The following is a 25,831-nucleotide window of genomic DNA, read 5'->3' as shown; positions in this document are numbered from 1 at the left end:
GGACGGCCGGGGTGACAGCGTCGAGACGCCAGCCGAAAAGTTACGGAAACCAGGACTTCTTGTCATCACCGGGCTTGTCCCGGTGATCCAGCTGGCCGCAATCGCAACGGGGTGCGGTGTCTGGATGCCCGGGTCAAGCCCGGGCATGACAAAAGTGGAGCCTATCTCGTCCTCGTTGTGAATTTTGAGTCAGGTTCTTGAGACCAAAGGAGAGCGCGGATGGGCGTGGGGATCGATCCGAAGGTGCGCGAGAAGTTTCTCGGCGGCATGAGCCAGGCCGCCTGCACCGTGAACGTGGTCTCCACCGACGGGCCCGCCGGCCGGGCAGGGGTGACCGTCTCGGCCATGGCTTCCGTCTCGGCCGATACGGAGCTGCCGACCATGCTGGTCTGCGTCCACCATCTCAGCCCGGCGGCAGCCAAGATCGTCGAGAACGGCGTGCTCTGCGTCAATGTCCTGCGCGACGACCAGTCCTATATCTCGGATGTCTTCGCCGGGCGTTTCCGCGACGAGATCGGCGACAAGTTCGAATGCACCGAATGGGTGACGGCATCGACCGGTGCGCCGCGCATCGCCGATCCCCTGGTGGCGTTCGACTGCAAACTATTGTCGAGCGAGAAGGTCGGCACGCACCATATCTTCCTGTGCGAGGTGCGCGACATCCATCTTTCCCGCCACGGCTCGCCGCTGATCTATGCCAATCGTTCCTATGGCTCCTCGAACCGGATCGAGGGGGCGAGTTCGCTGCGCGCGGCCCTGGCGGGCGAGACGGCGAAGCTGGTGATCGGTTGTTTCCACACCTTCGGCCCCTATCTCATGCCTTCGCTCATCCGCGAGATGGGCGGGATCGGCGTCAAGCTGATCGAGGGCGATCATCGCCGCCTGCGCGAAAGCCTGCTGGCGGGCGAGAGCGAATTGGCGCTGCTCTATGATTTCGACCTGGGCGAGGAATTCGAAAAACTGTCCCTGGGCGAGCTGACGCCCTATGTCCTGCTCGCCGCCGACCACCCGCTCTGCCATCAGAGCGAGGTGGCGCCCGAGGACCTCGCCGCCGAGCCGATGATCCTGCTCGATGCCCCGCCCAGCCGCGACTATTTCACCGGCATTCTCGAGGATGCCGGCATCAAGCCCTTGATCGCCTATCGCTCGATCTCCTTCGAGATGGTGCGCGGCATGGTGGCCCATGGCCTCGGCTATTCGATCCTGGCGACCAAGCCGGCCTCCGACATGAGCTATGACGGGCTCAACCTGGTGACCCGCCCCCTGACCGGCAAGCATCGCGAAAACCGCATTGTGCTCGCCCATCGCGCCGAGCGCGAACTCTCGCCCGCGGCCCGGCATTTCGCCGATCTGTGCGCCAGGCGCTTTGCCAGGCGGTGAAGTGGGGCGAAAGGCGCGAGGCTAGCCGGCCCTTCGTCCCGTTCTTACGGGGGAGAAGGGCCACAAGCGTCACGCTTGCCCGTTGGGTCGATCATCTCGCCCAACCGTCATCTCAAAACCCTGCCTTCCTACGGCGTGATCAGGATGGCTCCGACGACCTGGCGGGCCTCGGCTACCTCATGCGCCTTGGCGATCTCGTCGAGCGAGAACCGCTGCCCGATGTCCACACTCACATGCCCCTTGGCGACCGCATCGAAGAAATCGGCGGCATTGGCGCGGAAGCTTGCGCTGTCGGCATTGTGGGCGAACACCGAGGGTCGGGTGATGAACAGGCCGCCCTTCTTGTTGAGCAGGTCGAGGTCAATGGCGGGCGCCGGGCCCGAGGCCGCGCCGTAGGAGACCACCAGGCCGAAGGAGGCGGCGCAGTCGAGCGACTTGATCAGCGTATCCTTGCCGACGGCGTCATAGACCACGCGCGCCTTGCGGCCGCCGGTCGCCTGCAGGAAGGCTTCGGGCCAAGCGGGATCGTTGAGATCGATCACGGCCTTGCAGCCGGCGGCGAGGGCGGCATCACGCTTCTGGGGCGAGCCGGTGGTGCCGATCACGGTGGCGCCGAGGGCCGTGGCCCAGCGGCTGAGAATCTGGCCGACGCCTCCGGCCGCCGAGTGGACCAGCAGGAGATCGCCCGGCTGGACGGCATGGGTCTTGCGCAGCAGGTATTGCGCCGTCATGCCCTTGAAGAACAAGGTGGCCGCCGCCTCGTCGCTGACCGAGGCGGGCAGGACGGCAAGCTTGTCGGCCGCGACATTGCGCCTGTCGGCATAGGCGCCCAGGCCTGCATTGATATAGGCCACCCTGTCGCCGACCTTGACGTCGCCGACGCCGGGACCGACCGCCTCGACCACGCCGGCGGCTTCGAAACCGAGCCCACTCGGCAATTGCAGCGGATAGATGCCCTTGCGCTGGTAGATGTCGATGAAATTGAAGCCGATCGCCGTGTGCCTGACCTGGGCTTCGCCGGCGCCCGGCGCGGGCAGGTCCCGTGTCTCGAGCTTCATCACGGTGGGCGCGCCATACTCGGCGACGACGACTCTGCGTTGGGCGGACATGAACGCTATCTCCTGGGTGGACCGTATTGCGGTGTCGCTGTCTGTTATGATCTCATGGAATTTCGTGATAAATGGGGAGCTGATCGCTAGACTTGAAACGAATGGTTTCAAATTGATGGACCGCTTCACCAGCATGGGTGTGTTCGCCAAGGCCGTGGAGGCAGGCTCTTTCTCGGCGGCCGGCAACGCGTTGTCGATGTCCTCGCAGATGGTGGGCAAGCATGTGCGCCTGCTGGAGGATCACCTCGGCGTCAAGCTGATCAACCGCACGACCCGGCGCCAGAGCGTCACCGAGATCGGGCGAAGCTATTACGAGCGGGTCCGCACCATCCTGGCCGAGGTCGAGGCGGCCGAGGTGCTGGCCGCCGAGACGCGGGCGACCCCGCGCGGCCAGATCCGGGTCAATGCCCCCGTGACCTTCGGGGCGCATGAACTCGCCAATGTCCTGCCGGACTATCTGGCCGCCAACCCCGAGGTCGATGTCGAGCTTACTTTGTCCGATCGCGTCGTCGATCTCGTCGACGAGGGTTACGACGCCGTGTTCCGCGTCGGCCCATTGGCCGATTCCAGCCTGATCGCCCGGCCGCTGCGGCCGATGACCTTCACCGTCTGCGCGGCGCCGGCCTATATTGCGGCGCATGGCCATCCCGCGAGGCCGGCCGACCTCGAGGACCATGAAAGCCTCGGTTTCATGCATGGCAATACGCGCGACCAATGGCGCTTTGCCGGTCCCGACGGCCTGGAAACGGTCGAGCTCTCCTATCGCTTCCTGGCCAATAATGGCCAGGCCCTGCTCACGGCGGCCCTGGCCGGCCTCGGCATCATGCTCCAGCCGTCGTCCCTGGTGCAAAGCGAGATCGAATCCGGCCGCCTGATCCGGCTGCTGCCGGGCTACGAGGCTCCGCCGCGGGTCATGCACATCCTCTATGCGCCGGATCGCCGGATCACCCCGAAGCTGCGCTCCTTCGTCGATTTCGCCGTCACCCGCTTCGGATGAGGGCAGCACAAACCCTTGTGTAGTTTGCCGTAAGAGGCAGTCCCTTTTTTAGGACGACGAGGCCTGAAGTGCTGCAACCCCTCATCCGCCTGCCGGCACCTTCTCCCGCAAGGGGAGAAGGGAATCAGTTTGGAAGGCGCCACGCCAGCCGGTCCCTTCTCCCCTTGCGGGAGAAGGTGCCCCATAGGGGCGGATGAGGGGTCGCGACGCCCTATCTGGCCTTGCTCCCGTTTTTTCAAGGACCCTGAAGGGAGGACCTATGAAGCAACGGGGAAGTGGCAGGCGATCTTGCGGCCGGGGCCGTAGTCCCGCATCTGCGGGCGCTCCGTACGGCAGCGGTCCTGGGCGACCGGACAGCGCGGGTGGAAGCGGCAGCCCGATGGCGGCTTGAGCGGGCTCGGCACGTCACCGGTGAGGATGATGCGCTTGCGCGTGCCGCTTGGCGTGGTCTCCACGATGGGAACCGCCGAGATCAGGGCCTGGCTGTAGGGATGCGCCGGGGTGGAGAACACCTCTTCGGCCGGCCCTTCCTCGACGATGGAGCCGAGATACATCACCGCGATCCGGGTCGAGACCTGCCTTACCACCGACAGGTCGTGGGCGATGAAGACATAGGTGAGGTTCAGCTTCTCCTGGAGATCGGCCAGGAGGTTGACGATCTGTGCCTGCACCGACACGTCGAGGGCCGAGACCGGTTCGTCCAGCACCACCAGGTCCGGATTGAGCGCGATGGCGCGGGCGATGCCGACGCGCTGGCGCTGGCCGCCGGAGAATTCGTGCGGGTAGCGCATGACGTGATCCGGCAGCAGCCCGACGAGATCGAACAGCTCCGCCACGCGTTTGGTGATCTCGGCGGAGGACAGCCTGGTGTGGATGCGCAGCGGCTCCGCCACCAGGTCGCCGACGCGCCGGCGCGGGTTGAGCGAAGCCGATGGGTCCTGGAACACCATCTGCAGCCGGCGCCGCAGCGGACGGAGCTCGGCCAGCGACTTGCCGGTGATGTCGTCGCCCTCGAAGATGAGCTGGCCATCGGAGATGTCGTAGAGCCGGACCAGGCAACGGGCCAAAGTGGACTTGCCGCAGCCCGATTCCCCGACGAGCCCGACGGTCTCGCCACGCCGCACGGTGAGGGAGACGTTGTCGACCGCATGGACGGTGCGCCGGCCTTCCGAGGAAAAGCGGCTGCCGATCGAGAAGCGCTTGCCGAGCGCGCGCGTTTCGAGGATCGGCTGGTTCCTGTCTGTCATTTGTCCGCTCATGCTTGCGCCACCCGGAAGCAAGCGGCGGCGTGCATGCCGCTGCCGAGACCGGGCTTGTCTGCCTGGCAGGGCTCGTAGCGTACCGGACAGCGAGGGCCGAAGGCGCAACCCTGCGGCAGCCTGAGCAGTGACGGCGGCGAGCCGGGAATGGCCGGCAGGCGTCTGGGCTTCTCGCCGGTCAGCGGCGGGATCGAGCCCAGGAGGGCCCGCGTATAGGGATGACGCGGCTCGGAGAACAACGCCGCCCGGCTGCCGCGCTCCACCACGCGGCCCGCATACATCACCATGACCCGGTCGGCGAGTTCGGAGACCACGCCCATGTCGTGCGTGATGAAGACGACGGCCGAATTATGGGTCGAGCGCAGCTTGCGCACGAGATCGAGGATACCGGCCTGCACGGTGACGTCGAGCGCCGTGGTGGGTTCGTCCGCCACCAGCAAGGCCGGGTCGCAGGACAGGGCCATGGCGATCACGGCGCGCTGGCGCATGCCGCCGGAAAGCTGGTGGGGATAGCGCGACATCGCCTCGCGCGGATTGGGGAAGTTCACCTCCGCCAGCAATTCCTCCACGCGTTCCAGCGCCTTGGCCTTGCTGACCCTGCGATGGGCCTGGATCTGCTCGGCGATCTGCCAGCCGATGGTGTAGACCGGCGTCAGCGCCGTCATCGGGTCCTGGAAGATCATGGCGATCTCGTTGCCGCGCAGGCGCCGCAGCTCCCGGGCGGGCAGGCCGACCAGTTCCCGGCCCTTGTAGCGGATCGAACCTTCGATTTTCGCATTCGGGTCGGTGATCAGGCCCATCACGGCCAGGAGCGACACGGTCTTGCCGGAGCCGGATTCGCCGACGACGCCGAGGATCTCGCCTTCGGCGAGGTCGAAGGAAACGCCGTCGATGGCACGGACCAGGCCGTCATCGGTGCGGAAGGAGACCCGCAGGTCGCGTACGGACAGCATCATGACGTCCTCACGCGCGGATCGAGGAGAATATAGACGAAGTCGACGACGGCATTGGCCACGACCACGAACATGGAGGCATACATCACGGTTGCCATGATCATCGGCAGATCGAGGTTCTGCAGCGCGTCATAAGTGAGCTTGCCGATGCCGTGCAGGCCGAACACCACCTCGGTCAGCAAGGCGGAGCCGCCCACCAGCGCCCCGAAATCCAGGCCGAACAAGGTGACGAAGGCAATCAGCGAGGTCCTGAGCGCATGGCGCAGCAATATGCGCGTCTCCGACAGGCCCTTGGCGCGGGCGGTACGGATATAGTCTTCCTGCAGGGATTCGATGATCGCCGCCCGCAGCACGCGTCCATAGATGCCGATGTAGAGCACGGCGAGCGTGACCCAGGGGATGACCAGAGTGAGGAACCAGCCCTTGGGATCGTCGAGGAGGTTCTTGTAGCCGAGCGGCGGCACCCAGCCGAACAGCCAGGTGTCATGGTAGCGGCTCTGGGTGATCAGGTTCATCACCTCGCCCAGCCAGTAGACCGGCATGGAAATGCCGATCAGCCCTGCCGCCATCAAGAGCCTGTCGATCCAGCTGTTGCGGGTGGCGGCGGCGACCATGCCGATGATCACGGAGACCACGACCCACAGCACGGCCGCGCCGAACACCAGCGAGAGCGTGACGGGAATGGAATCCAGCACGGCCGGCACCACCTTCCAGCCGCGATTGACGAAGGAGGTGAGGTCGCCGGTGATGAAGATCTTCTGCATCATCAGGCCGTACTGGACATAGAGCGGCTGATCGAAGCCGAAATTGTGACGCACCGCCGCCAGTACCTCGGGGGAAGCGTTGCGGCCGGCGATGCGCGCCGCCGGATCGGCGCCGGGCGTGGCGAAGAAGATCAGGAAGACGATGACCGAGATGCCGAACATCACGAACAGCATCTGGCCGAAGCGGCGCAGGATGGCATAGATCATCAGTCGCGCCCCAATTGAACCTTGGAACGCGGGTCGAGCGCGTCACGCAGGCCGTCGCCGAAGACGTTGAGCGCCATCACCGAAAGGGCGATGATGATGCCCGGCGCCAGGGCGACCGCAGGGCGCGTATAGAGCAGCGCCTGCCCGTCCTGGATGATGGTGCCCCAGCTCGCCGCCGGCGGCTGCACGCCGATCGACAGGAAGGAGAGCGCCGATTCCGTCAGCATGTTCAGCGCCATCATCAGCGGTACGAAGACGATCAGGGTCGTGGTGATGTTGGGCAGGATGTCGCGCCAGAGGATGCGCGGTCCCGGTACGCCCAGATTGATGGCGGCGAGCACGAATTCGGATCTGCGCAGCGACAGCACCTGCCCACGGATGGGCCGCGCCACATAGGGCACGTAGACGATGCCGATGATGATGATCGGCAGCCACAGGCTGCCGGATTCGATCACGATAGGGCCGATGGAAATGCCCTGTGCGATGGTGACGATGGAAAGCGATATCGCCAGCAGATAGATGGGGAAGGCCCACAACACGTCGAGGAAGCGCGACAGCACGGTGTCGACGATGCCGCCGAAATAGCCGGCGCTCAGGCCCGCCGCCGTGCCGAAGATCAACGTGAAGATGGTGGCGGCCCCCGCGATCATCAGCGAGTTGAGGCCGCCATAGAGAAGCCGTGCCATGACGTCGCGGCCCTGGCCGTCGGCGCCGAGGAAATAAGTGCCGAGCCGCCAGGTCGGGCCGATCGGCGTGTAGCCGAGCCCGAGCCCCTCCGTCGACTGCTCCATCACCGGGACTTCGGCGCCGTCGATCTGGATGACGGCGTCGAGCGTCGAGGCGAAGGGATCCACCCCCGCCCAGCGCGCATAGAGCGGTGCGCTGAGGCAGGCGATCACGATCAGGAGGAAGAGCGCGAGGGAGGCCATCGCCGCCCGGTTGCGCCTGAGCTTCACGAAAGCGAGGGCCCAGGGCCCTCGCGTCTTGTACGGTATGGCAATGGCTTCGTTCGCCATGGACGTGCCCTCGCAGTGCGTCACTGGACCCAGGCCTGGGTGACCATCCAGTTGAACTGCGGGTTGAACTTGAAGTTGCCGACGCGCTTGCTGACGAAATCGAGGCGCTTGGGCGTGAACAGGCCGACGGCCGGCGCCTTGTCGGTGATCTGCCTGTCGATCTCGGCCCACATCTTGTCGGCGGCCTTCTGGTCGGTGACGCCGAGGTCCAGCGCCTTCTGCATCTTGGCGTCGATGTCCTTGTCGCAGAAGCCGGAGATGTTGATCGAGGCGTCCGAGCCCTCACGGAAGGAGGCGCAGCCGAACAGGATGTTCAGGAAGTCCGAAGCCGCAGGATAGTCCTTGTACCACTGGCTCACCGACATCTGCACCTTGTTGTTGGTGTTCTGGATGTAGGTGAACTGGATGTTGGTCGAGATCGGCTTGACGTCGGCGACATAGCCGATGCTGGTCAGCACACTCTGCAGATAGACGCCGATGGAGCGCGAAACGGCGGTGTCCTCGACGATGATGGTGACCTTCTGGCCCTTGGTGCCGGATTCCTCCACGAGCTGCTTGGCCTTGTCGAGATCGGGAGCCGACCATTTGGCGCCCGGATTCTTGGTGAAGGGGCAATAGTCCTCATGGCCGGGGAAGTCGGGCGGCAGCACCTGGCAGACCGGCGAGGCCAGCACCTTGCCGCCGAACAGCTTGACCAGCGTGTTGCGGTCGATGGCGAAGGCGACGGCCTGGCGGGCCTTCTCGTTGTCGAAGGGGGCGAGGCGCGTGTTCAGCGGGGCATACCACCAGGCCGACAGCGGCGAGATATGGAGCTGGTCCTTGAACTTGGTGCCGAGTTCGGCGAGCCGGTCGCTCGGCAGCGGGTCGAACATCCAGTCGGCTTCCCCGTTCTGGATCGCGGTCACGGCCGCTTCCTCCGACAGGCCGAAATCATACTGGACGGCATCCGGATAGCCGTCGGGCTGGGCCTCTTCGCTCCACTGCTTGAAGTTGGGGTTGCGCGAGAGCGTCATGCCCTTGTTGGGATCGAAGGCCGAGATCATGTAGGGGCCGGTGCTGGGAATGGGGCGGGAGCCCACGTCCTCGGCCGGCGTATCGGCAGGCAGGATCACCGCATGCGGCAAGGCGAGCTTGTAGAGGAGCTCGGCATCCGGCTTGGTCAGGTTGAGGGTGATGGTGCCGGCCGCCTCGTCGGCGACGACGCCGCCTTCCAGCGTGCAGCTCTTGGTGTCGGCCAGGCATTTGTCGGCCCCGACGAGGCCGGCATAGAAGGTACCGGAGGTCGGGCCGGAAATCTTGAAGATGCGCTGGAACGAGGCGACGACGTCCTTCACGCCGAGATCCTGTCCGTTCGAGAACTTGATGCCCTTGCGCAGCTTGAAGGTGAAGGTCTTGCCGTCATTGCTGACGGTAGGCAGCGCCTCGGCGAGGTCGGGCACCACCGAAAAGCCGTCCTTGCCTTCCGCCTTGCGGAAGATCACCAGCCCGTCATAGACCGGCTGGTACATCTGCCAGCCCTGGTCGGTGTAGTTGATGTGCGGATCGAGGGTCCCGGCCGCCGAGCGGGCCAGCAGGCGTATGGTGCCGCCGCGGTGCTCCTTGAGATATTCGGCCTGGGCCGGTGCAAGCCAGGAGCCGGCCAGCAAGGCCGAGGCCGTGGCGGCCAAAAGCAGTTTCTTCATCGTCGATCCCCTCTTGTGAAGTGTCTATCGGTCGTGCTGGTTGAGGAAGTCCCCGACCACCCGCATGCATTTTTCTTGCTCTTCCACATGCGGCATGTGGCTGGAATGCTCGAAGATCTCCCAGCGCGATCCCTCGATGCCGTCCTTGTAGGGCTGCACGGTCGCGGGGGTGGCCTCGTCATGGCGCCCGGAGAGGATCAGCGTCGGCACGTCGACGGCCGGCAGGCGGTCGATGACGCTCCAGCTCTTCAGCGTGCCGATGACATGGAACTCGTTGGGGCCGTTCATCACATTGTAGACGGTGGGATTGCGGGCCACCTGGGCAAAGCTCGCCGCCACCTCCGGCGGGAAGGGCACGACGCGGCAGACATGGCGCTCGTAGAACACCATGGTTGCCTCCTGATACTCGGCGGCATCCGTGGTGCCGGCCTGCTCGTGCCGGGTCAGCGTGTCCTGCACGTCGGGGGGCAACTCGGCACGCAGGCGATTGGCTTCCTCCACCCACAGTTTCATCGAGGCCGGGGAGTTGGCGATGGTGAGCGACTTCAGTCCCTCAGGCTGGGTCACGGCATATTCGGCGCCCAGCATGCCGCCCCAGCTCTGGCCGAGCACATGGAAGCCCGAGCGGATGCCGAGGTGATCGACCAGGTTCTCGAGCTCGGCGATGAACAGCTGCGGCGTCCAGAAATCGGCACCCTTCTCCGGCAGCAAAGTGGAGTTGCCGCAGCCGAGCTGGTCGTAATGGATGACGGCCCGCCCGTCGCGGGCGAGCAGCTTGTAGGCGTCGACGTAGTTGTGGGCGACGCCAGGGCCGCCATGCAGGATCACCACCGGCGCCTTGTCGCCACCGGGTACGCCGCTGATGCGATACCAGGTCTCGTAGTCCCGGAAGGCTGCCCGGCCTTCCCGGCTGATGATCTCAAGCGACATTGTGCTTCCCATTCAGGTTATGGACCCATTCTTCCAGCATCTGCACGCCGAAAGCCGTGGCGCCCTGCCGGCCCAGGGGCCGGTCGCTGTCGGCCAGCTCCTTGCCGGCGATGTCGAGATGGACCCAGGGGCGGCCTTGCGTGAAATGGCGCAGGAAGGCCGCGGCATAGGGGGCATCGCCGTCTTCCATGTCCTTGGCATGATGCCTGAGATCGGCGAAGGGCGAATACAGGCCCTCGTCATAGGCGCGGTCGAGCGGCAATTGCCAGAATCGCTCGCCGACGGTTTCCCCGGCTGCGATCATCTGCGCGGCGATGGCATTGTCCGTGCTGAACAGGCCGGCGAAGACCGATCCGAGGCCCCGCATCACCGAATAGGTCAGGGTGGCGAGATCGACGATCACCGAGGGTTCGAAGCGCGAGGCGGCGTAATGGAGGCAGTCGGCCAGGAGCAAGCGTCCCTCTGCGTCCGTGTCGAAGATCTCCACGGTCTGGCCCGAGGCGGTGGTGATGATCTCGCGCGGCTTGAGCGCGGTACCCGAGGGCAGGTTCTCGGCGATGCCGAGCACGCCCACGGCGTGGACGGGGCTGCCCTGCCGGGCGAGTGCCAGCAGGAGGCCGACCACTGCGGCCGCACCGCCCATGTCGGCCTTCATGTCGAACATCTGGGCGCCGCCCTTTATGCACAGGCCGCCTGAATCGAAGCAGACGCCCTTGCCGACGAAGGCGAGCGGCTGCTCGCCCGAGCCCTTGCCGCGATAACGCAGCACGGCGACGCGTGGGGCGCGGGCCGAGCCGGAACCGACGGCGAGCAGCGCATTCATGCCGAGTTCCTTCAGCCGCGCCGCGTCGAGGATCTCGACCTCGATCCCGACACCGCGCAAGGCGTCGAGGTGATCGGGGAAACTGTCGGGATGAAGATGGTTCGGCGGCAGATTGACCAGGGTGCGGGCATAGTCGACGCCCTCGGCGATGGCATTGGTCCGCGCCAGCGCTGCGGCAAGTTCGGCTTTGCCGGCGCCGACCAGTGCCAGCTGCCAGGCCTGATCCGCCTCAGCCACCGGACGCTTGTTGCGCAGGTCGAAGCGGTAGCGGCGCAAGCGGATGCCGAGCGCGACGCGTGCCAGGATCTCCGCCCCGGACAGATTGGCGCCGGCGATGGGATCGAGGACGAGCGTCGCCTCGCCGATGTCCTTGCTTTCCAGATGCGCGGCGAGCACGCCGCCGGCGCGCGCCAGCGACAAGGCGTCGAGCGTCTCGGCCTTGCCCAGGGCCAGCACGATCACCCGCCGGGCCGATGCCGCCGGTGGTGCGAAGATGTCGGTGCAGGTGCCGGATGCGGCGAGTGTGGCAGGGTCGGCGCAGACCTGGGACAGAAGGCCGCCCATTTCGACGTCCAGGGCCGCAGCCCGGGGGCCGAGTTCCTGCCCGGCAGCTTTCAGGACCACGATGGTGGTGGCTGTGGAGGGGACCCCGTCTGCCGGCTCGAACACGGGTACTGGAGATTGCGGCATCGGACGGAAGGCTCCTTCATTGCAGCGCGACGCGCGGGTAGCCATCCGGCGCATATCACCGCTCCAGCGCCCGGCCGTTGCCGTTCGATCTGGAGTTCTGGCGCATGCGCAGAGCCGCGACCGCCTCTTGCAGCGGTGCGGTGCCGATGTCCCCTATGGTCGCTTTGTCGTGACGACTTGGTCCTTCTTCGGTATCCCCGAAGCTGGCGGGCGATCAAACGCCAATTTCGTCCACGTCGATTGACAAAAACTCATCCGACAATTCATCATCGGCGCATGGCACTCCCCTCACTCAATGGCATGCGCGCTTTCGAGGCCGCCGCGCGCCTGGGCAGCATCAAGGAAGCGGCGGAAGAGCTGCATCTGACGGCTTCTGCCGTCAGTCGCCATATCCGTACGCTGGAGACCACGCTCGGCCAGGAACTGTTCGAGCGCGGCTTTCGCCAGATCACCCTGACGACGCGCGGCTCCTATTATGCGCGCAGCCTGTCGGAGGCCTTCGAGGCGATCTGGCGTGCCACCGACGACGTTAGCTTTCACGACGGCCCGCGGCAGGGCAAGGCGCATCGTGTCCGGGTGCTGTGCGTGCCGGCGGTGCTCAATCTGTGGCTGGCCGACCGGCTGCCGGCCTTTCGCCGCCAGCATCCCTCCGTCGACCTGGAGGTGATGACCTCGGGCAAGCGCGCCAATTTCGATTTGGCCATCGTCGACGAGTTCGACTACAAGGCCGGCCCGGCCCTGACGCTGCTGATCCCGCTGGTGCTGACGCCGGTCTGCACGCCCGCGCTTTTGAACGGTCCCCTGCCGCTGCGCTCGCCGGCCGACCTTCTCCAGCATCACCTGATCCATGAATGCGAGACCACGCGGTGGAAGCGCTGGCTCGAGCAGGAAGGCATTGCGGACAGCCCGTCGAAGTCGGGCAGCATCATGGATGATTGCACGGCGATCATGCGGGAAACCATCAATGGCGTCGGCATCGCGCTTGCCGATACCATGATGGCACAGGACCTGCTGGAGCAGGGGAGACTGATCGCTCCCTTCAGCGCCCGCCATACCTATCCCGCCGGCATCTATCTCTACCAGCGCCGCAGCGTCGGCAACAAGCAGGGCGCCAGCCTGTTCCAGGACTGGTTGTTCGGTGAAGTCGCCGAGCACAAGCGGGCGATGGCGATCGGCTGAGATTATAGCAACGGCCTTGATGATTGATCGGTCAAGCATCGTCATTGCGCGCGCAGCGAAGCAATCCAGGAGCCATGGCCTCCGCGTTTTCCAGCCTTGGATTGCTTCGCTGCGCTCGCAAAGACGCGCGGATCAAACACCGATGCCGTCGGTATTACAGGCCTTGCAAGGCCACGGCCGATCGCAGGCGCAGGACGAGGGCGCGCGCCTTTCTGCCGCCATCCGATGCGCGGAGCGCTGCCGCCTCTTCCCTCAGTATCACCGTGTCGCGCTCCGCCAGGCGAAGGGCACCCCGGGTGGTGGTGTCAAGGCTCCAACTGCCGCTGACGGAGAAGACGACGACGAGGTCGTCGGGTGGGATTTCGTGGCTGCCGGGGCCAGCCAGCACCTGCTGCGCGGCATGATGCCAGCACTGGCGGCTGGCCATGACGTTGAAGACCCGCACCGCCCCCTTGACCGGCCGGCCTGTTGGAGCCAGGCCGGTATCGAAGCGGAACGGCGCGAAGGGCAGGAGGCGGTGCCTGGAATCCCCGAAGTCGAGGTCGAGTTCCTCTCCCTCGATCAGGGTGATCACCCGTTCCGCGCCGGGAAAGCTGGAGAAGGCGCCGTCCTCGATGATCGGGGCGCTGCTGATCCTCACCTCGAAATCCTCGCGCGAGCCGCCGGGTGGCGAAAGATAGATCTCGTCGGTTTCCCCGCGCCCGTTCTTCCAGGGCAGCGTGGCATAGGTGGCGCGGGCAAGATGTTCGATAGCCATGACAGTTCGGGTTGTGATGATGCGCTGGTCTTGCCGCTGGGCCGGTCAGGCCAGCCGGTCGAGAAAGCGAAGGAAGCCGGGGGCAGGCGTTGTGCCCCGATCCGTGGTGATCACGCCGTCGGCGCCGAGGTGGAAGTGCCGGGTGCCGCCGTCTGTCCAGCACAGATAGCGGCCGGCGGGCGGGCGGCAGAGCATCGGTGAAAGGGCGAGTTGGCCGCCGGAAGCGACGGTTTCCGCCATCCAGGCAGAACCGAGCAAGGCGTTGGCCGCCCTGATGTCGCCGGCCCGCAGGAAAGCGCGGACCTGGCTGGAGGAGCAGCGCCGGGCATTGGCCGAGACTTCCGGAACGCAGGTCACGCCGAAGCCGAGGGACCGGCCCAGATGCGCCAGCAGGTCTGCGTCGCCGGCCCGCGATCGGCCGAAGCGGAAGTCGTCGCCGGTGACGACATGACTGATGCCGAGGGCCTGCTTGAGGAGTCCGTGGGCAAACTCCGCCGGTGTCAGCGAGGCAAAACCCGCATCGAAGGTCGGGGAGAACACGTAGTCGAACCCCAGGGCGGCGAAGCGACGGGCCTTGGTCGCCGAGGTGGTCAGGCGAAAGGGAGAATCCGACGTGCAGAAGAAGCTGCGCGGGTGTGGCTCGCAGGACATCACGGCCAAAGGCAGGTCCCCGCCTGCAATGCGCTCGGCGGCATCGAGCAGGGCCTGGTGGCCGCGATGGAAGCCGTCGAAATTGCCCAGCAGCAGGACGGCGCCGCGATCGGGGTCGCCGGCCGGCAGGCCATCGGCGACATGGCGCAAGCCGCCCTGGCCGGCGGGCTGCCATTGCTCATGCTGGATAGGCTGTGTCCATGCCATTGGGCAAATCCCCGGAAGCGGTTCTGCTTCGACGTTCGAAGGCTAGCGGTCCACCGCCGCCACGGGAATTCGCATTTTCCGAAACGCTGCTTTGGGAAAACCGTGGCGTGCCGTCTGCCCGGCATGACCGGTCATTCGGGCTCGTTAGTCTTGATGAGATGGGTTATCATGCTATATAGATAACCATGATCATTTCAAGATTGGAGCTGATGACATGACGACCGCCCAGGCTCTCAAGGCATTGTCGGGGGTCACCACCATCACCGGGACCCCGGAGGAGGTGCGCGACGGCCTCGGCCATCTCGGCGCCAAGGGGACGCAGGTCATCGCCGTGACGCTGGACCAGGTCAGCTCTCCAGCGGCGAAGGTGCTCGCCCATACCTTCGAGGCGATTGCTCCTCTGGTCGGCGCGATCATGGCCCGGCGCGAGAAGGCCGCGCTCCAGTCGATCATCGAGGCCCTGGTGCCCCAGGTGCCGCTGCCCCAGCATATGCTGGCCGAAGCGAGGATGACAGCCGAGGCACGCAAGGCCGTGCTGGAGGAAGGCGAATGGCTCACCGCGGCCCAGGTCGCCGAGGTGGCGGGTTTCAGCGCGACCAATCCCAGCGCCCAGCCCAACAAGTGGAAGAAGGACGGGCAGATCTTCGCCATCCGCCATCAGGGTGTCGACTATTTCCCCGGCTATGGCCTGGATCCTGCGACGGGGTATCGGCCGGCCAAGCCGCTGGGCGAGGTCCTGAAGATCTTCGGCCCGGCTAGGGATGGCTGGGGCGCGGCTTATTGGTTCGCCTCCGACAACAGCTATCTGGGCGGGGAGCGCCCGCTCGACCTTTTGCTGCGCGAGCCTGACCGGGTCATCGCCGCGGCCCGCGACGAAATGGAGGGCGTGCTGCATGGCTAAGGTCAGGGCGGTGCCGAGGCTTGCCAAGGCACGCCCGCCGACGCCCGTTCCGCCGTCGCAACTCGCTGCCAAGACAGCCATGATGACTTGGCCCAAGGGCCAGGTCATCCACCGGATCCACCTCGACAGATACGGACCGGCCCAGTTCAATCCGGGCCTTGCCGGCAATGCCCGCTTCAGTCCGATCAAGAACGAGGAGGGCGCGCCGATCCCGACCCTCTATGGCGGGACCTCCTTCGAATGCGCTGCCATGGAAACCGTCTTTCACGACGTTCCCTTCACCGCGCGCCTGAAGACCCTCGACAAGGCCAGGCTCGTCGGCCAGGTGCATTCCCGGCTCGAGCCCCGGCAGGACCTTCTGCTCGTCGATCTCAGCGCCACGGCCTTGCGCCGCCTCGGCCTGCGCCGGACGCAGCTCATCGATACGGAAAAGGACCGGTATCCCGGCACGCGCGCCTGGGCCGAAGCCTGGCACAAGGCGCTTCCCGAGGTGCAGGGCCTGTGCTGGATATCCCGGCAGGACGATCGGGCGCTCGCTCTCGTCCTGTTCGGCGACCGCCTTCCCGGCGATGTCCTGGCTCCGGCGGGCGAGCCGCGTGGCGTCCTGGGTTCGGCCGAGGCGCTCACCGAGTTGACCCTGCTGGCCGACCGCATCGGCGTGAAGCTGGTCGCGGGCAGGGCCTGACGGCGGAGCGAAGATGTCTGTCGCCTCCGCACATCTCTGCAGGACCTTGTGGAACGCGAGAATCCCTCCCCGACTTCGGGGAGGGTAGACCGGCGAAGCCGGTTCGGGCGGGGGTGAGTGACGCGATCTCGCCTTTATCTGATCGGCTTGCGCCACTCTCCCCCTTCCGTCGCTGCTGCGCAGCGCCACCTTCCCCGAAGTCGGGGAAGGATTGCCGCGCTCTATCCTGGGTCGGGGGAACGAAGCTCCCGATGGACGCGAGATCGGGCTACCAGATGGTGTAGCCGCAATCGACGACGACGACCGCCCCCGTCATGGCGCTCGCGGCATCGCTGGCCAGGAACAGGATGGCCGAGGCGATCTCGTCGGCGCGTGCCACGCGCTTCATCGGCGTCATCTCCATCCAGACCGGGAACAGCTCCGGCTTGTCGAAACCGCCGCGCGACATCGGCGTGTCGACATAGGTCGGCGCCACCGCATTGACGCGCACGCCATGGGGGGCCCATTCGCCGGCCAGCGACTTGGTCATGTGGTGCACGCCGGCCTTGGCAGCGTTGTAGTGGACCTGGCGCTGGGGCTTGTTGGAAATGAGGCCGGACATCGAGCCCAGCGTGACGATCGAGCCCTTGCCACGCTGCAGCATGGCCCGGCCGAATTCGCGGCAGCTCCAGTAGCAGCCATTGAGGTCGACATCGATCACTTTGCGCCAGACCTCGTCGCTCATGTCCTCGCCGCCAGTGTCGGGCCAGGCGATGCCGGCATTGGCGATCAGGATGTCGATGCCGCCGTGGCGTTCATTGGCCTCGCGCGCGGCCCGGCCGACGGCATCGGCATCGGTGACGTCGAGCTCGACGGCATCGACGGTCCAGCCCTTGTCGGCCAGGGCCTGCCGGCCGCTGGCGAGCACGGCCGGGTCGAGATCGGAGATCACCACCTTGGCGCCGGCCTCCAGCAAGGCCTCGGCGCTGGCGAGGCCGATGCCGCGGCCGCCGCCGGTGATGAAGGCCGTCTGGCCGGAAAGGTCAAATTTCTTCAAATACATCGCTGCAATATCCTCCGCGCGAACGATAGCGTCGTCACTTGACGGCGCCGAAGGTGAGACCTCGGACGAGCTGGCGCTGCGTCAGCCAGCCGAAGATCAGGATGGGGCCGATCGCCATCAGCGATGCGGCGGAGAGCTTGGCCCAGAACAGGCCCTCGGGGCTCGAGAAGCGGGCGATGAAGGCGGTCAGCGGCGTCGCCTGCGTCACCGTGAGGTTGATGCTCCAGAACGCCTCGTTCCAGGACAGGATGATGGCGAGCAGCGCCGTCGAGGCAATGCCGGGCATGGTCATCGGCAAGAGCATCCACACGAACTGCTTGAGGGGGCCGGCGCCGTCCATGCGCGCCGCTTCCAGGATCTCCTTGGGCACGTCGCGAAAGAAGGTGAAGAGCATCCACACGATGATCGGCAGATTGATCAGCATGTAGAGGCCGGCCAGGCCCAGGAGCGAATCCAGCAGCCCCGCCCATTGGAACAGCAGATAGATCGGCACGAGCACGCCCACGGCCGGCATCATCTTGGTCGAGAGCATCCACATCATCAGGTCCTTGGCACGCGACCCGGGAAAGAAGGCGAGTGCATAGGCGGCCGGCAGGCCGACGAGGATACCCAGTATGGTCGAGCCCACCGAGATGATCACGCTGTTGGCGAAGAAGTGGAGATAGTCGGCGCTCTCCAGGATCTCCTCGAAATTGTGCAGGCTGGGCTGGAAGAACAGGATCGGGGGCGTGGCAATCGCCTGCTGCTCGGTCTTGAAGGCCGTGATTCCCATCCACAGGATGGGAAAGAACAGCACCAGGGTGAACAGCCAGCACAAGATGCTGACGACGATGCGGCGGGTGAGGGAGACGGCCATCGATCAATCCTCCAGCGTGCGCGAAATCGTGCGCATGAGGAAGACGGCGACGATATTGGCGAGAACCACGGCGAGCATGCCGCCGGCGGAGGCGCCGCCGATGTCGGAATCGAGAAGGGCGGTCTTGTAGATGAGGTAGGGCAGGGTGGTGGAGGCGTCGCCCGGGCCGCCGGCGGTGGTGACCAGGATCTCGGCGAAGATCGAGAGCAGGAAGATCGTCTCGATCATCACCACGATGGTGATGGCCCTGTAGAGGTGCGGCAGCATGATATGCGCGAAGAGCCGCAGCCCGTTGGCGCCGTCCATGCGGGCGGCCTCGATCTGCTCGCGGTCGAGCGATTGCAGCGAGGTCAGCAGGATCAGGAGCGCGAAGGGGATCCATTGCCAGGCCACGATGATGATCACCGATGCGAGCGGATAGTCGGAGAACCAGTCGATGACGGGCAGGCCCAGGGAGCGTGAGATCCAGGCGAACAGCCCGTTCACCGGATGCATCAGGAGGTTCTTCCACACCAGCGCGCTGACCGTGGGCATGATGAAGAAGGGCGCGATGCATAAAAGGCGCGCCAGTCCGCGGCCGAACACCGGCTGGTCGAGCAGGATGGAACCGAGGATGCCGACCACGATCGTGATCGCCAGTACGCTCACCACCAGGATGACGGTGTTGAGGATGGCGTTGGTCAGCCCCGGATCTTCGAGCAGGTAGCGGTAATTGTCGAGGCCGGCAAAGCCGGTCTGGTCGAGATAGTTCAGATTGTAGCGCTGGAACGACAGGTAGATCGTGAGTGCCAGCGGCACGATCATCCAGACGAACAGCAACAGAACGGACGGCGCCAGCAGGGGACGCGTGTCAACTCCGACGCCGCGATGGCGGGCGAACAAGGCGACGGCCATGGAGCTCCTTTCGGATCGATCCCAGGGCGTTCTGCGATCTGCCGGCATCGGCGGCAGCGCAAGGACGCTTCGAAACAGGGGAGAGCGGGCAAGTGTTTCGGCTCGCACATGCCGCTTTCCGGGAGTAGGCGGCGCGATCCCGGTCTAGGCAGGATCGGGATCGCGCCGCCGAAGATGCGTTCCGGGAGAGAAAACGCATCTTGGCACGGGGCGGGGCGGAATCGCCCCGGCAAGCCTGTGTCTTGCGCCAATGCGGTTCACTTAAAGAGGAAACACTCCGGGTTGTCATAGCCGGGCTTGACCCGCGCGACGGGGATCCGGACTGGATTGCCGGGTCAAGCCCGGCAATGACAAGCGTCGTGCAACCTTGAAGATGCTTAGGTGAACCGCATCAGCGTCTTGTGGTCGCGCTATTTCTTCGGATAGCCGGCCTGGCGCATGGCGCGCTGGGTCAGCGACTGGGCGGCCGCAAGGCCCTGGTCGACCGTCTTCTTGCCGGCGATGACGGCAGCGAATTCCTGGCCGACGGCGGTGCCGATGCTCTGGAACTCGGGAATGCCGACGAAGGAGATGCCGCGATAGGGCACCTTCTCCTGGGTGGCGTCCGTCATGTTGGCGGTCTGGATGGTATCCAGCGTCAGCTTGGCGAAGGGCGCGGCCTTGATGTAGTCGGCATTGTCATAGGTCGACTGGCGGGTGCCCGGCGGCACGGTGACGATGCCGGAATAATCAGCGACCAGCTTGATGTAGTCGGGCGAAGTGGCCCAGTAGATGAACTTCTTGGCTGCGTCCGGTGCCTTCGAGGAAGCCGGCACCGCCAGCGCCCAGGACCACAGATAGTGGTTGCCCTTGTTGAACTTGCCATAGGGCGGATGGGCATAGCCCAGCTTGCCGACGACGCTGCTCTGCTTGGGATCATTGAGGAAGCCGGCCGAGACGGTGGCATCGACCCACATGCCGCATTTGCCGCTGGCGAACAGAGCGAGATTCTCGTTGTAACCGTTGGAAGCGGCGCCGGGCGGGCCGTATTTCTTCAGGAGGTCGACATAAACAGTCAGGCCTTCCTTCCAGGCCGGCGTGTCGAATTGCGGCTTCCATTCCATGTCGAACCAGCGCGCGCCATAGGAATTGGCGACCGGCGTGATCTGGCCGATATTCTCGCCCCAGCCGGGCTTGCCGCGCAGGCAGATGCCGTAGACCCCATGGTCGGGATCGTGGATCTTGGCGGCAAAGCCGTCGATGTCCTTCCAGGTCGGCTGTTCGGGCATGGTCAGGCCGGCCTTGTCGAACAGGTCCTTGCGATAGAAGGTCATCTGGCTTTCGGCATAGAAGGGCAAGGCATAGAGCTTGCCATTATAGGAAAGTCCGTCCCGTACCGATTTGAGCACGTCATCGAGCTTGTAGTCGGCCGGCACGTTGTCGAACGCCGTCAGCCAGTTGCGCTCGCCCCACATCGGTGCCTCGAACAGGCCGATGGTCATGATGTCGTACTGGCCGCCCTTGGTGGCGATGTCGGTGGTCAGGCGCTGGCGCAGCGTATTTTCCTCGAGCACCACCCAGTTCAGCTTGATGTCGGGGTTCTTGGCCTCGAAATCCTTCGACAGCTTCTGCATCACCACCATGTCGTTGTTGTTGACGGTGGCGATGGTGAGCTTGGTTTCGGCCTGTGCGGGCAGGCCGGCGATGAACGCCGCCGCTGCGCCGAGACACAGTGTTTTGAGAGCTCGCATGGTTTCCTCCTCCTTATGGTGTCGTGTTCGACATCTCGATGCACTGCAAAGTCGATGGCCGAGCCGGCTGTCGCTCGAAGACAAACGTCCCCGCGCCGCGGCATTGAAGAAATGCGCAAGCTTCATCCAAATTCGGGCAAGGCAAGTGAGCTTTGGCAGCGATTGCTAGCGGATCAGGCCATTTCCTCCGGGTGTTGGTATTTTTCTTTCATATATTTTCATAACATTCCAAAAGCTATCATGGAGATTGTTTAAGTCAACAACGAAGCTGCCCCGAGCAGGCACGATCTGTCGGTACCCGGCGGCGAGACGGGTTTTCGGGCGCATGGCAGCGGTGGCCCCCCTTTCGGGGAGGTTTCGCACAGCCTTGGCGAGGAGCGGTTTGCCTCCCGGCTTCAGAGCGGCGATGCTAGGAGGGTTCGTTTTGTGAAAGGACCGCGCCCAGCGCGGAAGGGGAGATGATGTCCGGTTCCGACGACGGTGCTCTCGTCATGGACTTGTTGAGGGTACTAGCCGTCTTTGCTCTCGTGGCCGCCAACGGCTTTTTCGTGGCCGCCGAGTTCTCGCTCGTTGCCGTCCGCCGCAGCAGGGTGGCCGAGCTTGCCGCTGCGGGGCGGATGAACGCCCGCCCGCTCTTGCGCGCCATCGACAATCTCGACGCCAATCTGGCGGCGACCCAGCTCGGCATCACCATCTCGTCCCTGGCGCTCGGCTGGATCGGCGAGCCGGCGCTCGCCCATCTGATCGAGCCGCTGCTCGGCTGGCTGCCGGCGGGGATCGCCACCGTCGGCTCGCATGCCATCGCCGTCGCCCTCGCCTTCGTGATCATCACGGCCCTTCACATCGTGCTGGGCGAGCTCGCGCCCAAGAGTCTGGCCCTGCAGCGCAGCGAAGGCACGGCGCTGTGGATCGTCCGGCCGCTGGGCCTGTTCCTGTTCCTGCTGCGCCCGGCCATTTTGATGCTGAACGGCCTCGGCAATCTGGTGCTGCGGGCCTGCGGCCTGCAGCCGGGTTCCGGGGAGGAATCGCTGCATTCGCCCGAAGAGCTCAAATTGCTGGTCCGGGCCAGCCAGGACGCCGGCATCCTGCAGGATGCGCAGGAAGAGGTGATGGTGCGCGTGCTCAGCATCGGCGGGCGGCGCATCAGCGATATCATGACGCCCCGGCGCGAGATCGACTGGGTCGATATCGATGACGATCCCAAGGAGACGCTGCGCATCATCCGCGAATGCCGGCACGACCACATCCTGGTCGGACGTGGCAATATCGACGAGCCGCTCGGCATGATCGTCAAGCAGGATCTGCTCGACCGGGTGCTGGACGGAGAGAGACTCGATCCGCTCGCCGTCATGCGCCAGCCCCTCATCGTGCATGAGGCCATGCCGATCTTCCGGGTGCTCGACCAGTTCAAGCGGACCCCGATCAGACTGGCCCTCATCATCGACGAATATGGCGGCCTCGAAGGCATCGTCACCCAGACGGACCTGCTCGAAGCCATGGCCGGCGACCTGCCCGAGGTCGAGGGGGAAGAGCCCGATATCGTCGAACGCCAGGACGGTTCGCTGCTGATCGACGGCATGATGCCAGCCTATGCCGCCTTCGACCGGCTGCAACTGCAGACAAGGCCGCAGGATCGCGACTTCCACACCATCGCCGGCTTCGCCCTGTCGCAGCTCGGCCACCTGCCCGATGTCGGCGAGCAGTTCGACTATGGCGGCTGGGTGTTCGAGATCGTCGACATGGATGATCGCCGCATCGACAAGCTCCTGGCACGCCGGGTGGACGGGGCAGGGTCCTGAGGGCAGACAGGAGGCAGGCGTCGGCCATGCTACCGCGCATGGTGTGCCGATCTCCAGATCGGCATTGCTCCTGGTAAGGCGTATCGTTTCCAAGATTGCCGATCTGGAGATCGGCACACCGAAACGCCGGCAAGTCGCAGGGCGCTTCAGCCTCGATCGGCTGCGATGACGGCCTTGGTGCCCAGCGACTTCAGCTCGTCGATCGAGGCCACGCCCATCAGCGCCAGGGTGATTGAGATCTCGCGGGTGAGGATGTCGATCACGCCGGCAACCCCGGCCTCGCCCGCGGCGGCGAGACCATAGGTATAGGCGCGGCCGAGCATGACGCCGTCGGCGCCGAGGCCGATGGCTTTGACGATGTCGGTGCCCCGGCGGATGCCGCCGTCGAGCATCACGCAGAAATCGGGCCCGACCGCCCGGCGGATGGCAGGCAGGGCTGCGATGGTACTCGACGCGCCGTCGAGCTGGCGCCCGCCATGGTTGGAGATCACCACGCCGTCCATACCGATCGACTTGGCCTTCAGTGCATCCTCGGGGGCAAGCACCCCCTTGACCACCAACCGGCCCTGCCAGCGTTCGCGCAGCCAGGCCATGTCCTTCCACGACACGGTCTTGTCGATATGGCGCGAGAGATTGGCGGCCTGTTCGAGGGCGCCGCGCCCGAAGTCGCGCCGGTGTTCGATCGCCCGTACGCTGGGCATGCCGCGTGCCGCCACGTCGAGAAGCCATCCCGGCTTGCGGGCAAGGCCGAGGAACAGGCCCGGCGTCACCCGTGTCAGCGAGCGGAAGCCGTTGCGAACGTCGCGTTCACGGATGCCGGTGATCGCGGTGTCGACGGTGATGAAGAGCGTGTCCGCGCCGGCAAGGCGGGCGCCTTCCAGGAACTCGTCGCAAAGCGAGCGATCGTCGAGCACATAGAGCTGGAAGTGGAGCGGGCCCTTGGTCGCTTGCCGCACATCGGCGAGCGAAGCGATGGAGAAGTTGGAAAGGCAGAGCGCGATTCCCGCGGCATGCGCCGCCCTGGCGGCCTTTTCCTCGCCCTTGCCGGCATAGAGCCCGAGAAAGCCGACGGGGCCCAGCATGAAGGGCAGGGGATGGCGCGTGCCAAGGTAATGCGTGCCGAGGTCCTGCTCTCGGGGCTCCACCAGCACGTTCTGGCGCAAGGTCAGCCGGGCGTAGTCGCTGCGATTGGCCCGCAGGGTTTCCTCCTCGAAGGATCCGCCATCGATATAGTCGAAGAAGATCTTCGGCAGGCGACGGCGGGCCGCCTCGCGATAGTCGTGTACGTTCACCAATTGCATGGAAGTATGCCGGCTTTCGAAAATTTTAGCCCGTCATTCCCGGCGCCGCCGAAGGCGGCGGGAAGGGAATCCAGGGGCAGCGAGATGCACTCCTGGCCCCTGGATTCCCTTCCCCTCGCTTCGCTCGGCCGGGAATGACAGGTCGATGTTGTTGGGTGCGGAGCACGCGGGCGTTCAGTCATCAACGCGCCGTGTGAAGGTAGCGGCTGCCCAGCGAATAGCGGCTGCCGACATAGGTAAAGGTGTTCACCGTCGCGACAACAGGCCCCGTGAAGGTCTTGCGGTGTAGGACGAGGCAGCTGTCGCCGGGGCGAATGTGGAGCAGGCGCGCGGTTTCCTCTCCCGCCGGCAAGGCGCTGATCAGCTGTTCGACCTCGGTCAGGGGCGTGGATTGCTGCAGATAGTCATAGGTCGCCGCATTGGTATAGTCCTGGTCGAGATAGCCACTGACCAGGTCGATGTTGACGTAGCGCTCCTCGAGCTGCACCGGCACGTCGTTTTCGAAATGGATGACGATGGAATGGTCGACTGGCTTGATCGCCTCGAATTCGAAGGCGATCATCAATTCCGGCGTGGGATGATGCACGCGTTCGAGCAGGACCACCTCGGCCCGGTGCCGGCTGCCGCGGGCCTTGATCTCGGTGGCGATGTTGCTGATCTCGATGAGCGTCGATTGCGGCTTGGGCGGAGCGACGAAGGTGCCGACGCCCGGAATGCGGCGCAGATGCCCCTGTGCCGTCAGTTCGCGCAAGGCCCGGTGCACGGTCATGCGCGAGACGCCGAGCGCGGCGACGAGATCGTGCTCGGAAGGCAGGCGCCCTTGGCGTCCCCATTTACCGCTGGCGATGTTGCCGAGCACGAAGTCCTTGACCTTCTCGTAGAGGGGAGAGGCGGCGTCGGAAAGAACGTCCATGGTCCTGTCTCCTGCGGGGCGTTGTCGAGAAGGCCTGATATCGGGAAAGTCCGGTTCAATCATGCAATCGGGAAGAGGGCGGCCGGCTCATCGGTGAGCTGGACAATGGTTTTCAGCTTCGTGCTCTGGCCGGCCAGCAGGCGCTCATAGGCGGCCGGCACCTCGTCCAGGCCGGGCAGGACCTCGCAGAGCTGTTCGAGGGCACCTTGCAGCTCCACCAGCAGAGAAGCGGCCTGCACGAGGTCGTCGTCGGCGAAAGCATGGCAGCCGATCAAGGCGATCTCGCGTTCGACCAGCTCGGTGGGGTCGAGGTCGAGCTTGCCATGGCCGATGCCGACCAGGCAGAGCGCACCCGCCCCGGCGAGGAGGCCGAGCGTCGTCGCGATGGCTCCGACATGGCCCGTCGCATCGATGGCATGGCGCAGGCGCCGCCCTCCAAGCGCTGCGGCGATGTCCTCGGCGACGAGGCCGACACGCCTGCCGCCACTCAGCACCGACACCAGATCGGCGCGCGCGCTATTGGGATCGCTGAGCAGGATGGGGCCGTCATGGAGATGGGCGAGCAGCAGGGCGCATAGGCCTCCGATCGTGCCGCAGCCGACCACGAGCACCGGCTCTCCGCGCGGCGCTGCGAGGCGCCGTACCGCATGCAGTGCCACCGCCAGCGGCTCGGCCATGGCGGCGATTCGCGGCGGCAGCGAAGGCGCATGCGGCACAAGCAGCCGGGCCGGCAATTGCACGGCATCGGCGAAACCGCCGTCGCAGGCCTCGCCGACGAAGCCGAGATTCTCGCAGACATTGTGCCGTCCTCCGGCACAGGCGGGGCAATTGCCGCACCAGAATCTGGAATCGGCGACGACGACATCGCCGACCGCAAACCCGCTCACTCCCTCGCCGATCGCCGTCACGCGGCCGCAGAACTCGTGGCCCGCCACCGAGGGACGGCGCGTGATCCACTGGCCGGTCCGGTAGTTGTGCAGGTCCGAGCCGCAGATGCCGGCGGCCCTGACCTCGAGGTTCACATGGCCAGGCGGCGGGGCGGAGGGGGCCTCGACCGCTTCCACGCGCAGATCCCTGACATCATGCAGCCGGACGGCCTTCATCGC

General features: G+C 65.4%; 23 protein-coding genes. 6 read left to right on the top strand and 17 right to left on the bottom strand.

Annotated elements, in window-relative coordinates; all coding sequences use genetic code 11:
• Positions 1-219: 219 nt before the first annotated feature.
• Positions 220-1,380: a LysR substrate-binding domain-containing protein gene (locus BA190_RS15875; RefSeq protein ID WP_068289157.1), complete on the top strand. Its 1,161-nt coding sequence runs from the start codon at positions 220-222 to the stop codon at positions 1,378-1,380.
• Positions 1,381-1,508: 128 nt separating this feature from the next.
• Here the strand turns inward: BA190_RS15875 and BA190_RS15870 are convergent, their stop codons facing one another.
• Positions 1,509-2,489: a quinone oxidoreductase gene (locus BA190_RS15870; protein WP_068289156.1), complete on the bottom strand. Its 981-nt coding sequence runs from the start codon at positions 2,487-2,489 to the stop codon at positions 1,509-1,511.
• A 115-nt stretch (positions 2,490-2,604) separates the two neighbouring features.
• On the opposite strand from BA190_RS15870, the gene BA190_RS15865 reads away from it, so the two are divergent.
• Positions 2,605-3,486 carry a LysR family transcriptional regulator gene (locus tag BA190_RS15865; protein ID WP_068289153.1) on the top strand — a complete coding sequence of 294 codons (882 nt, stop codon included), beginning with the start codon at positions 2,605-2,607 and terminating at the stop codon, positions 3,484-3,486.
• A 257-nt stretch (positions 3,487-3,743) separates the two neighbouring features.
• On the opposite strand, the gene BA190_RS15860 is transcribed toward BA190_RS15865, so the two are convergent.
• From BA190_RS15860 to BA190_RS15830, 7 genes are read right to left on the bottom strand one after another with little or no spacing between them, the layout of a single operon-like run.
• Positions 3,744-4,733 (bottom strand): ABC transporter ATP-binding protein, encoded by a 990-nt coding sequence (locus BA190_RS15860; RefSeq protein ID WP_068289150.1) that lies wholly within the window; start codon positions 4,731-4,733, stop codon positions 3,744-3,746.
• A gap of 8 nt (positions 4,734-4,741) precedes the next feature.
• Positions 4,742-5,701 (bottom strand): ABC transporter ATP-binding protein, encoded by a 960-nt coding sequence (locus BA190_RS15855; RefSeq protein ID WP_068289148.1) that lies wholly within the window; start codon positions 5,699-5,701, stop codon positions 4,742-4,744.
• A complete protein-coding gene (locus tag BA190_RS15850) occupies positions 5,698-6,669 on the bottom strand; it encodes an ABC transporter permease (protein WP_068289142.1) in 972 nt (323 codons plus the stop codon). The genes BA190_RS15855 and BA190_RS15850 overlap by 4 nt, the downstream gene beginning before the upstream one ends.
• A complete protein-coding gene (locus BA190_RS15845) occupies positions 6,669-7,685 on the bottom strand; it encodes an ABC transporter permease (RefSeq protein WP_068289140.1) in 1,017 nt (338 codons plus the stop codon). Before BA190_RS15845 ends, BA190_RS15850 begins: the two co-directional genes overlap by 1 nt.
• Positions 7,686-7,705: 20 nt before the next feature.
• Positions 7,706-9,367 carry an ABC transporter substrate-binding protein gene (locus BA190_RS15840; protein WP_068289137.1) on the bottom strand — a complete coding sequence of 554 codons (1,662 nt, stop codon included), beginning with the start codon at positions 9,365-9,367 and terminating at the stop codon, positions 7,706-7,708.
• Positions 9,368-9,391: 24 nt separating this feature from the next.
• Positions 9,392-10,297: a proline iminopeptidase-family hydrolase gene (locus BA190_RS15835; RefSeq protein ID WP_068289135.1), complete on the bottom strand. Its 906-nt coding sequence runs from the start codon at positions 10,295-10,297 to the stop codon at positions 9,392-9,394.
• Positions 10,287-11,810, bottom strand: coding sequence for a leucyl aminopeptidase (locus BA190_RS15830; RefSeq protein ID WP_068289486.1), 1,524 nt, complete (start codon positions 11,808-11,810; stop codon positions 10,287-10,289). Before BA190_RS15830 ends, BA190_RS15835 begins: the two co-directional genes overlap by 11 nt.
• Positions 11,811-12,086: 276 nt before the next feature.
• Between BA190_RS15830 and BA190_RS15825 the strand changes: the two genes are divergently transcribed.
• The gene (locus BA190_RS15825) at positions 12,087-12,989 is read left to right on the top strand and encodes a LysR substrate-binding domain-containing protein (RefSeq protein ID WP_068289134.1); all 903 of its coding nucleotides are present in this window, start codon (positions 12,087-12,089) and stop codon (positions 12,987-12,989) included.
• A 154-nt stretch (positions 12,990-13,143) separates the two neighbouring features.
• Here BA190_RS15825 and BA190_RS15820 read toward each other — a convergent pair whose 3' ends face one another.
• Together BA190_RS15820 and BA190_RS15815 are read right to left on the bottom strand one after the other, a co-directional pair.
• Positions 13,144-13,746 carry a HutD family protein gene (locus BA190_RS15820; RefSeq protein ID WP_068289132.1) on the bottom strand — a complete coding sequence of 201 codons (603 nt, stop codon included), beginning with the start codon at positions 13,744-13,746 and terminating at the stop codon, positions 13,144-13,146.
• Positions 13,747-13,791: 45 nt separating this feature from the next.
• Positions 13,792-14,604, bottom strand: coding sequence for a hypothetical protein (locus tag BA190_RS15815; protein ID WP_068289130.1), 813 nt, complete (start codon positions 14,602-14,604; stop codon positions 13,792-13,794).
• Positions 14,605-14,818: 214 nt separating this feature from the next.
• Here BA190_RS15815 and BA190_RS15810 point away from each other — a divergent pair, with 214 nt between their 5' ends.
• Together BA190_RS15810 and BA190_RS15805 are read left to right on the top strand one after the other, a co-directional pair.
• The gene (locus tag BA190_RS15810) at positions 14,819-15,505 is read left to right on the top strand and encodes a DUF2384 domain-containing protein (RefSeq protein ID WP_068289129.1); all 687 of its coding nucleotides are present in this window, start codon (positions 14,819-14,821) and stop codon (positions 15,503-15,505) included.
• Positions 15,498-16,190, top strand: a complete 693-nt coding sequence (locus BA190_RS15805; RefSeq protein WP_068289128.1) for an RES family NAD+ phosphorylase — start codon at positions 15,498-15,500, stop codon at positions 16,188-16,190. The genes BA190_RS15810 and BA190_RS15805 overlap by 8 nt, the downstream gene beginning before the upstream one ends.
• 268 nt (positions 16,191-16,458) lie before the next feature.
• Here the strand turns inward: BA190_RS15805 and BA190_RS15800 are convergent, their stop codons facing one another.
• The 4 genes from BA190_RS15800 to BA190_RS15785 form a co-directional block, all read right to left on the bottom strand.
• Positions 16,459-17,232: an SDR family NAD(P)-dependent oxidoreductase gene (locus BA190_RS15800; protein ID WP_068289126.1), complete on the bottom strand. Its 774-nt coding sequence runs from the start codon at positions 17,230-17,232 to the stop codon at positions 16,459-16,461.
• A gap of 34 nt (positions 17,233-17,266) precedes the next feature.
• On the bottom strand, positions 17,267-18,088 hold the full coding sequence (locus BA190_RS15795; RefSeq protein ID WP_068289123.1) for a carbohydrate ABC transporter permease: 822 nt from the start codon (positions 18,086-18,088) through the stop codon (positions 17,267-17,269).
• A gap of 3 nt (positions 18,089-18,091) precedes the next feature.
• Complete coding sequence (locus tag BA190_RS15790) at positions 18,092-18,982, bottom strand: carbohydrate ABC transporter permease (RefSeq protein ID WP_068289120.1); 891 nt, start codon at positions 18,980-18,982, stop codon at positions 18,092-18,094.
• Positions 18,983-19,392: 410 nt separating this feature from the next.
• On the bottom strand, positions 19,393-20,712 hold the full coding sequence (locus BA190_RS15785) for a sugar ABC transporter substrate-binding protein (protein ID WP_068289116.1): 1,320 nt from the start codon (positions 20,710-20,712) through the stop codon (positions 19,393-19,395).
• Positions 20,713-21,173: 461 nt separating this feature from the next.
• Between BA190_RS15785 and BA190_RS15780 the strand changes: the two genes are divergently transcribed.
• Positions 21,174-22,511, top strand: a complete 1,338-nt coding sequence (locus BA190_RS15780) for a hemolysin family protein (protein ID WP_068289483.1) — start codon at positions 21,174-21,176, stop codon at positions 22,509-22,511.
• Positions 22,512-22,657: 146 nt separating this feature from the next.
• On the opposite strand, the gene BA190_RS15775 is transcribed toward BA190_RS15780, so the two are convergent.
• From BA190_RS15775 to BA190_RS15765, 3 genes are all read right to left on the bottom strand, one after another.
• Complete coding sequence (locus BA190_RS15775) at positions 22,658-23,812, bottom strand: alpha-hydroxy acid oxidase (protein WP_068289113.1); 1,155 nt, start codon at positions 23,810-23,812, stop codon at positions 22,658-22,660.
• A gap of 181 nt (positions 23,813-23,993) precedes the next feature.
• Complete coding sequence (gene hutC / locus BA190_RS15770; RefSeq protein ID WP_068289110.1) at positions 23,994-24,725, bottom strand: histidine utilization repressor; 732 nt, start codon at positions 24,723-24,725, stop codon at positions 23,994-23,996.
• A 59-nt stretch (positions 24,726-24,784) separates the two neighbouring features.
• The gene (locus tag BA190_RS15765; protein ID WP_068289107.1) at positions 24,785-25,828 is read right to left on the bottom strand and encodes a zinc-binding dehydrogenase; all 1,044 of its coding nucleotides are present in this window, start codon (positions 25,826-25,828) and stop codon (positions 24,785-24,787) included.
• Between the last annotated feature and the right edge of the window lie 3 nt (positions 25,829-25,831).

The sequence above is a fragment of the Labrys sp. WJW genome (assembly GCF_001676615.1).
Taxonomy (GTDB): domain Bacteria; phylum Pseudomonadota; class Alphaproteobacteria; order Rhizobiales; family Labraceae; genus Labrys; species Labrys sedimenti.
Note: the sequence above shows the minus strand (reverse complement) of the source record. Positions and strands in the feature narration are given on the sequence as shown.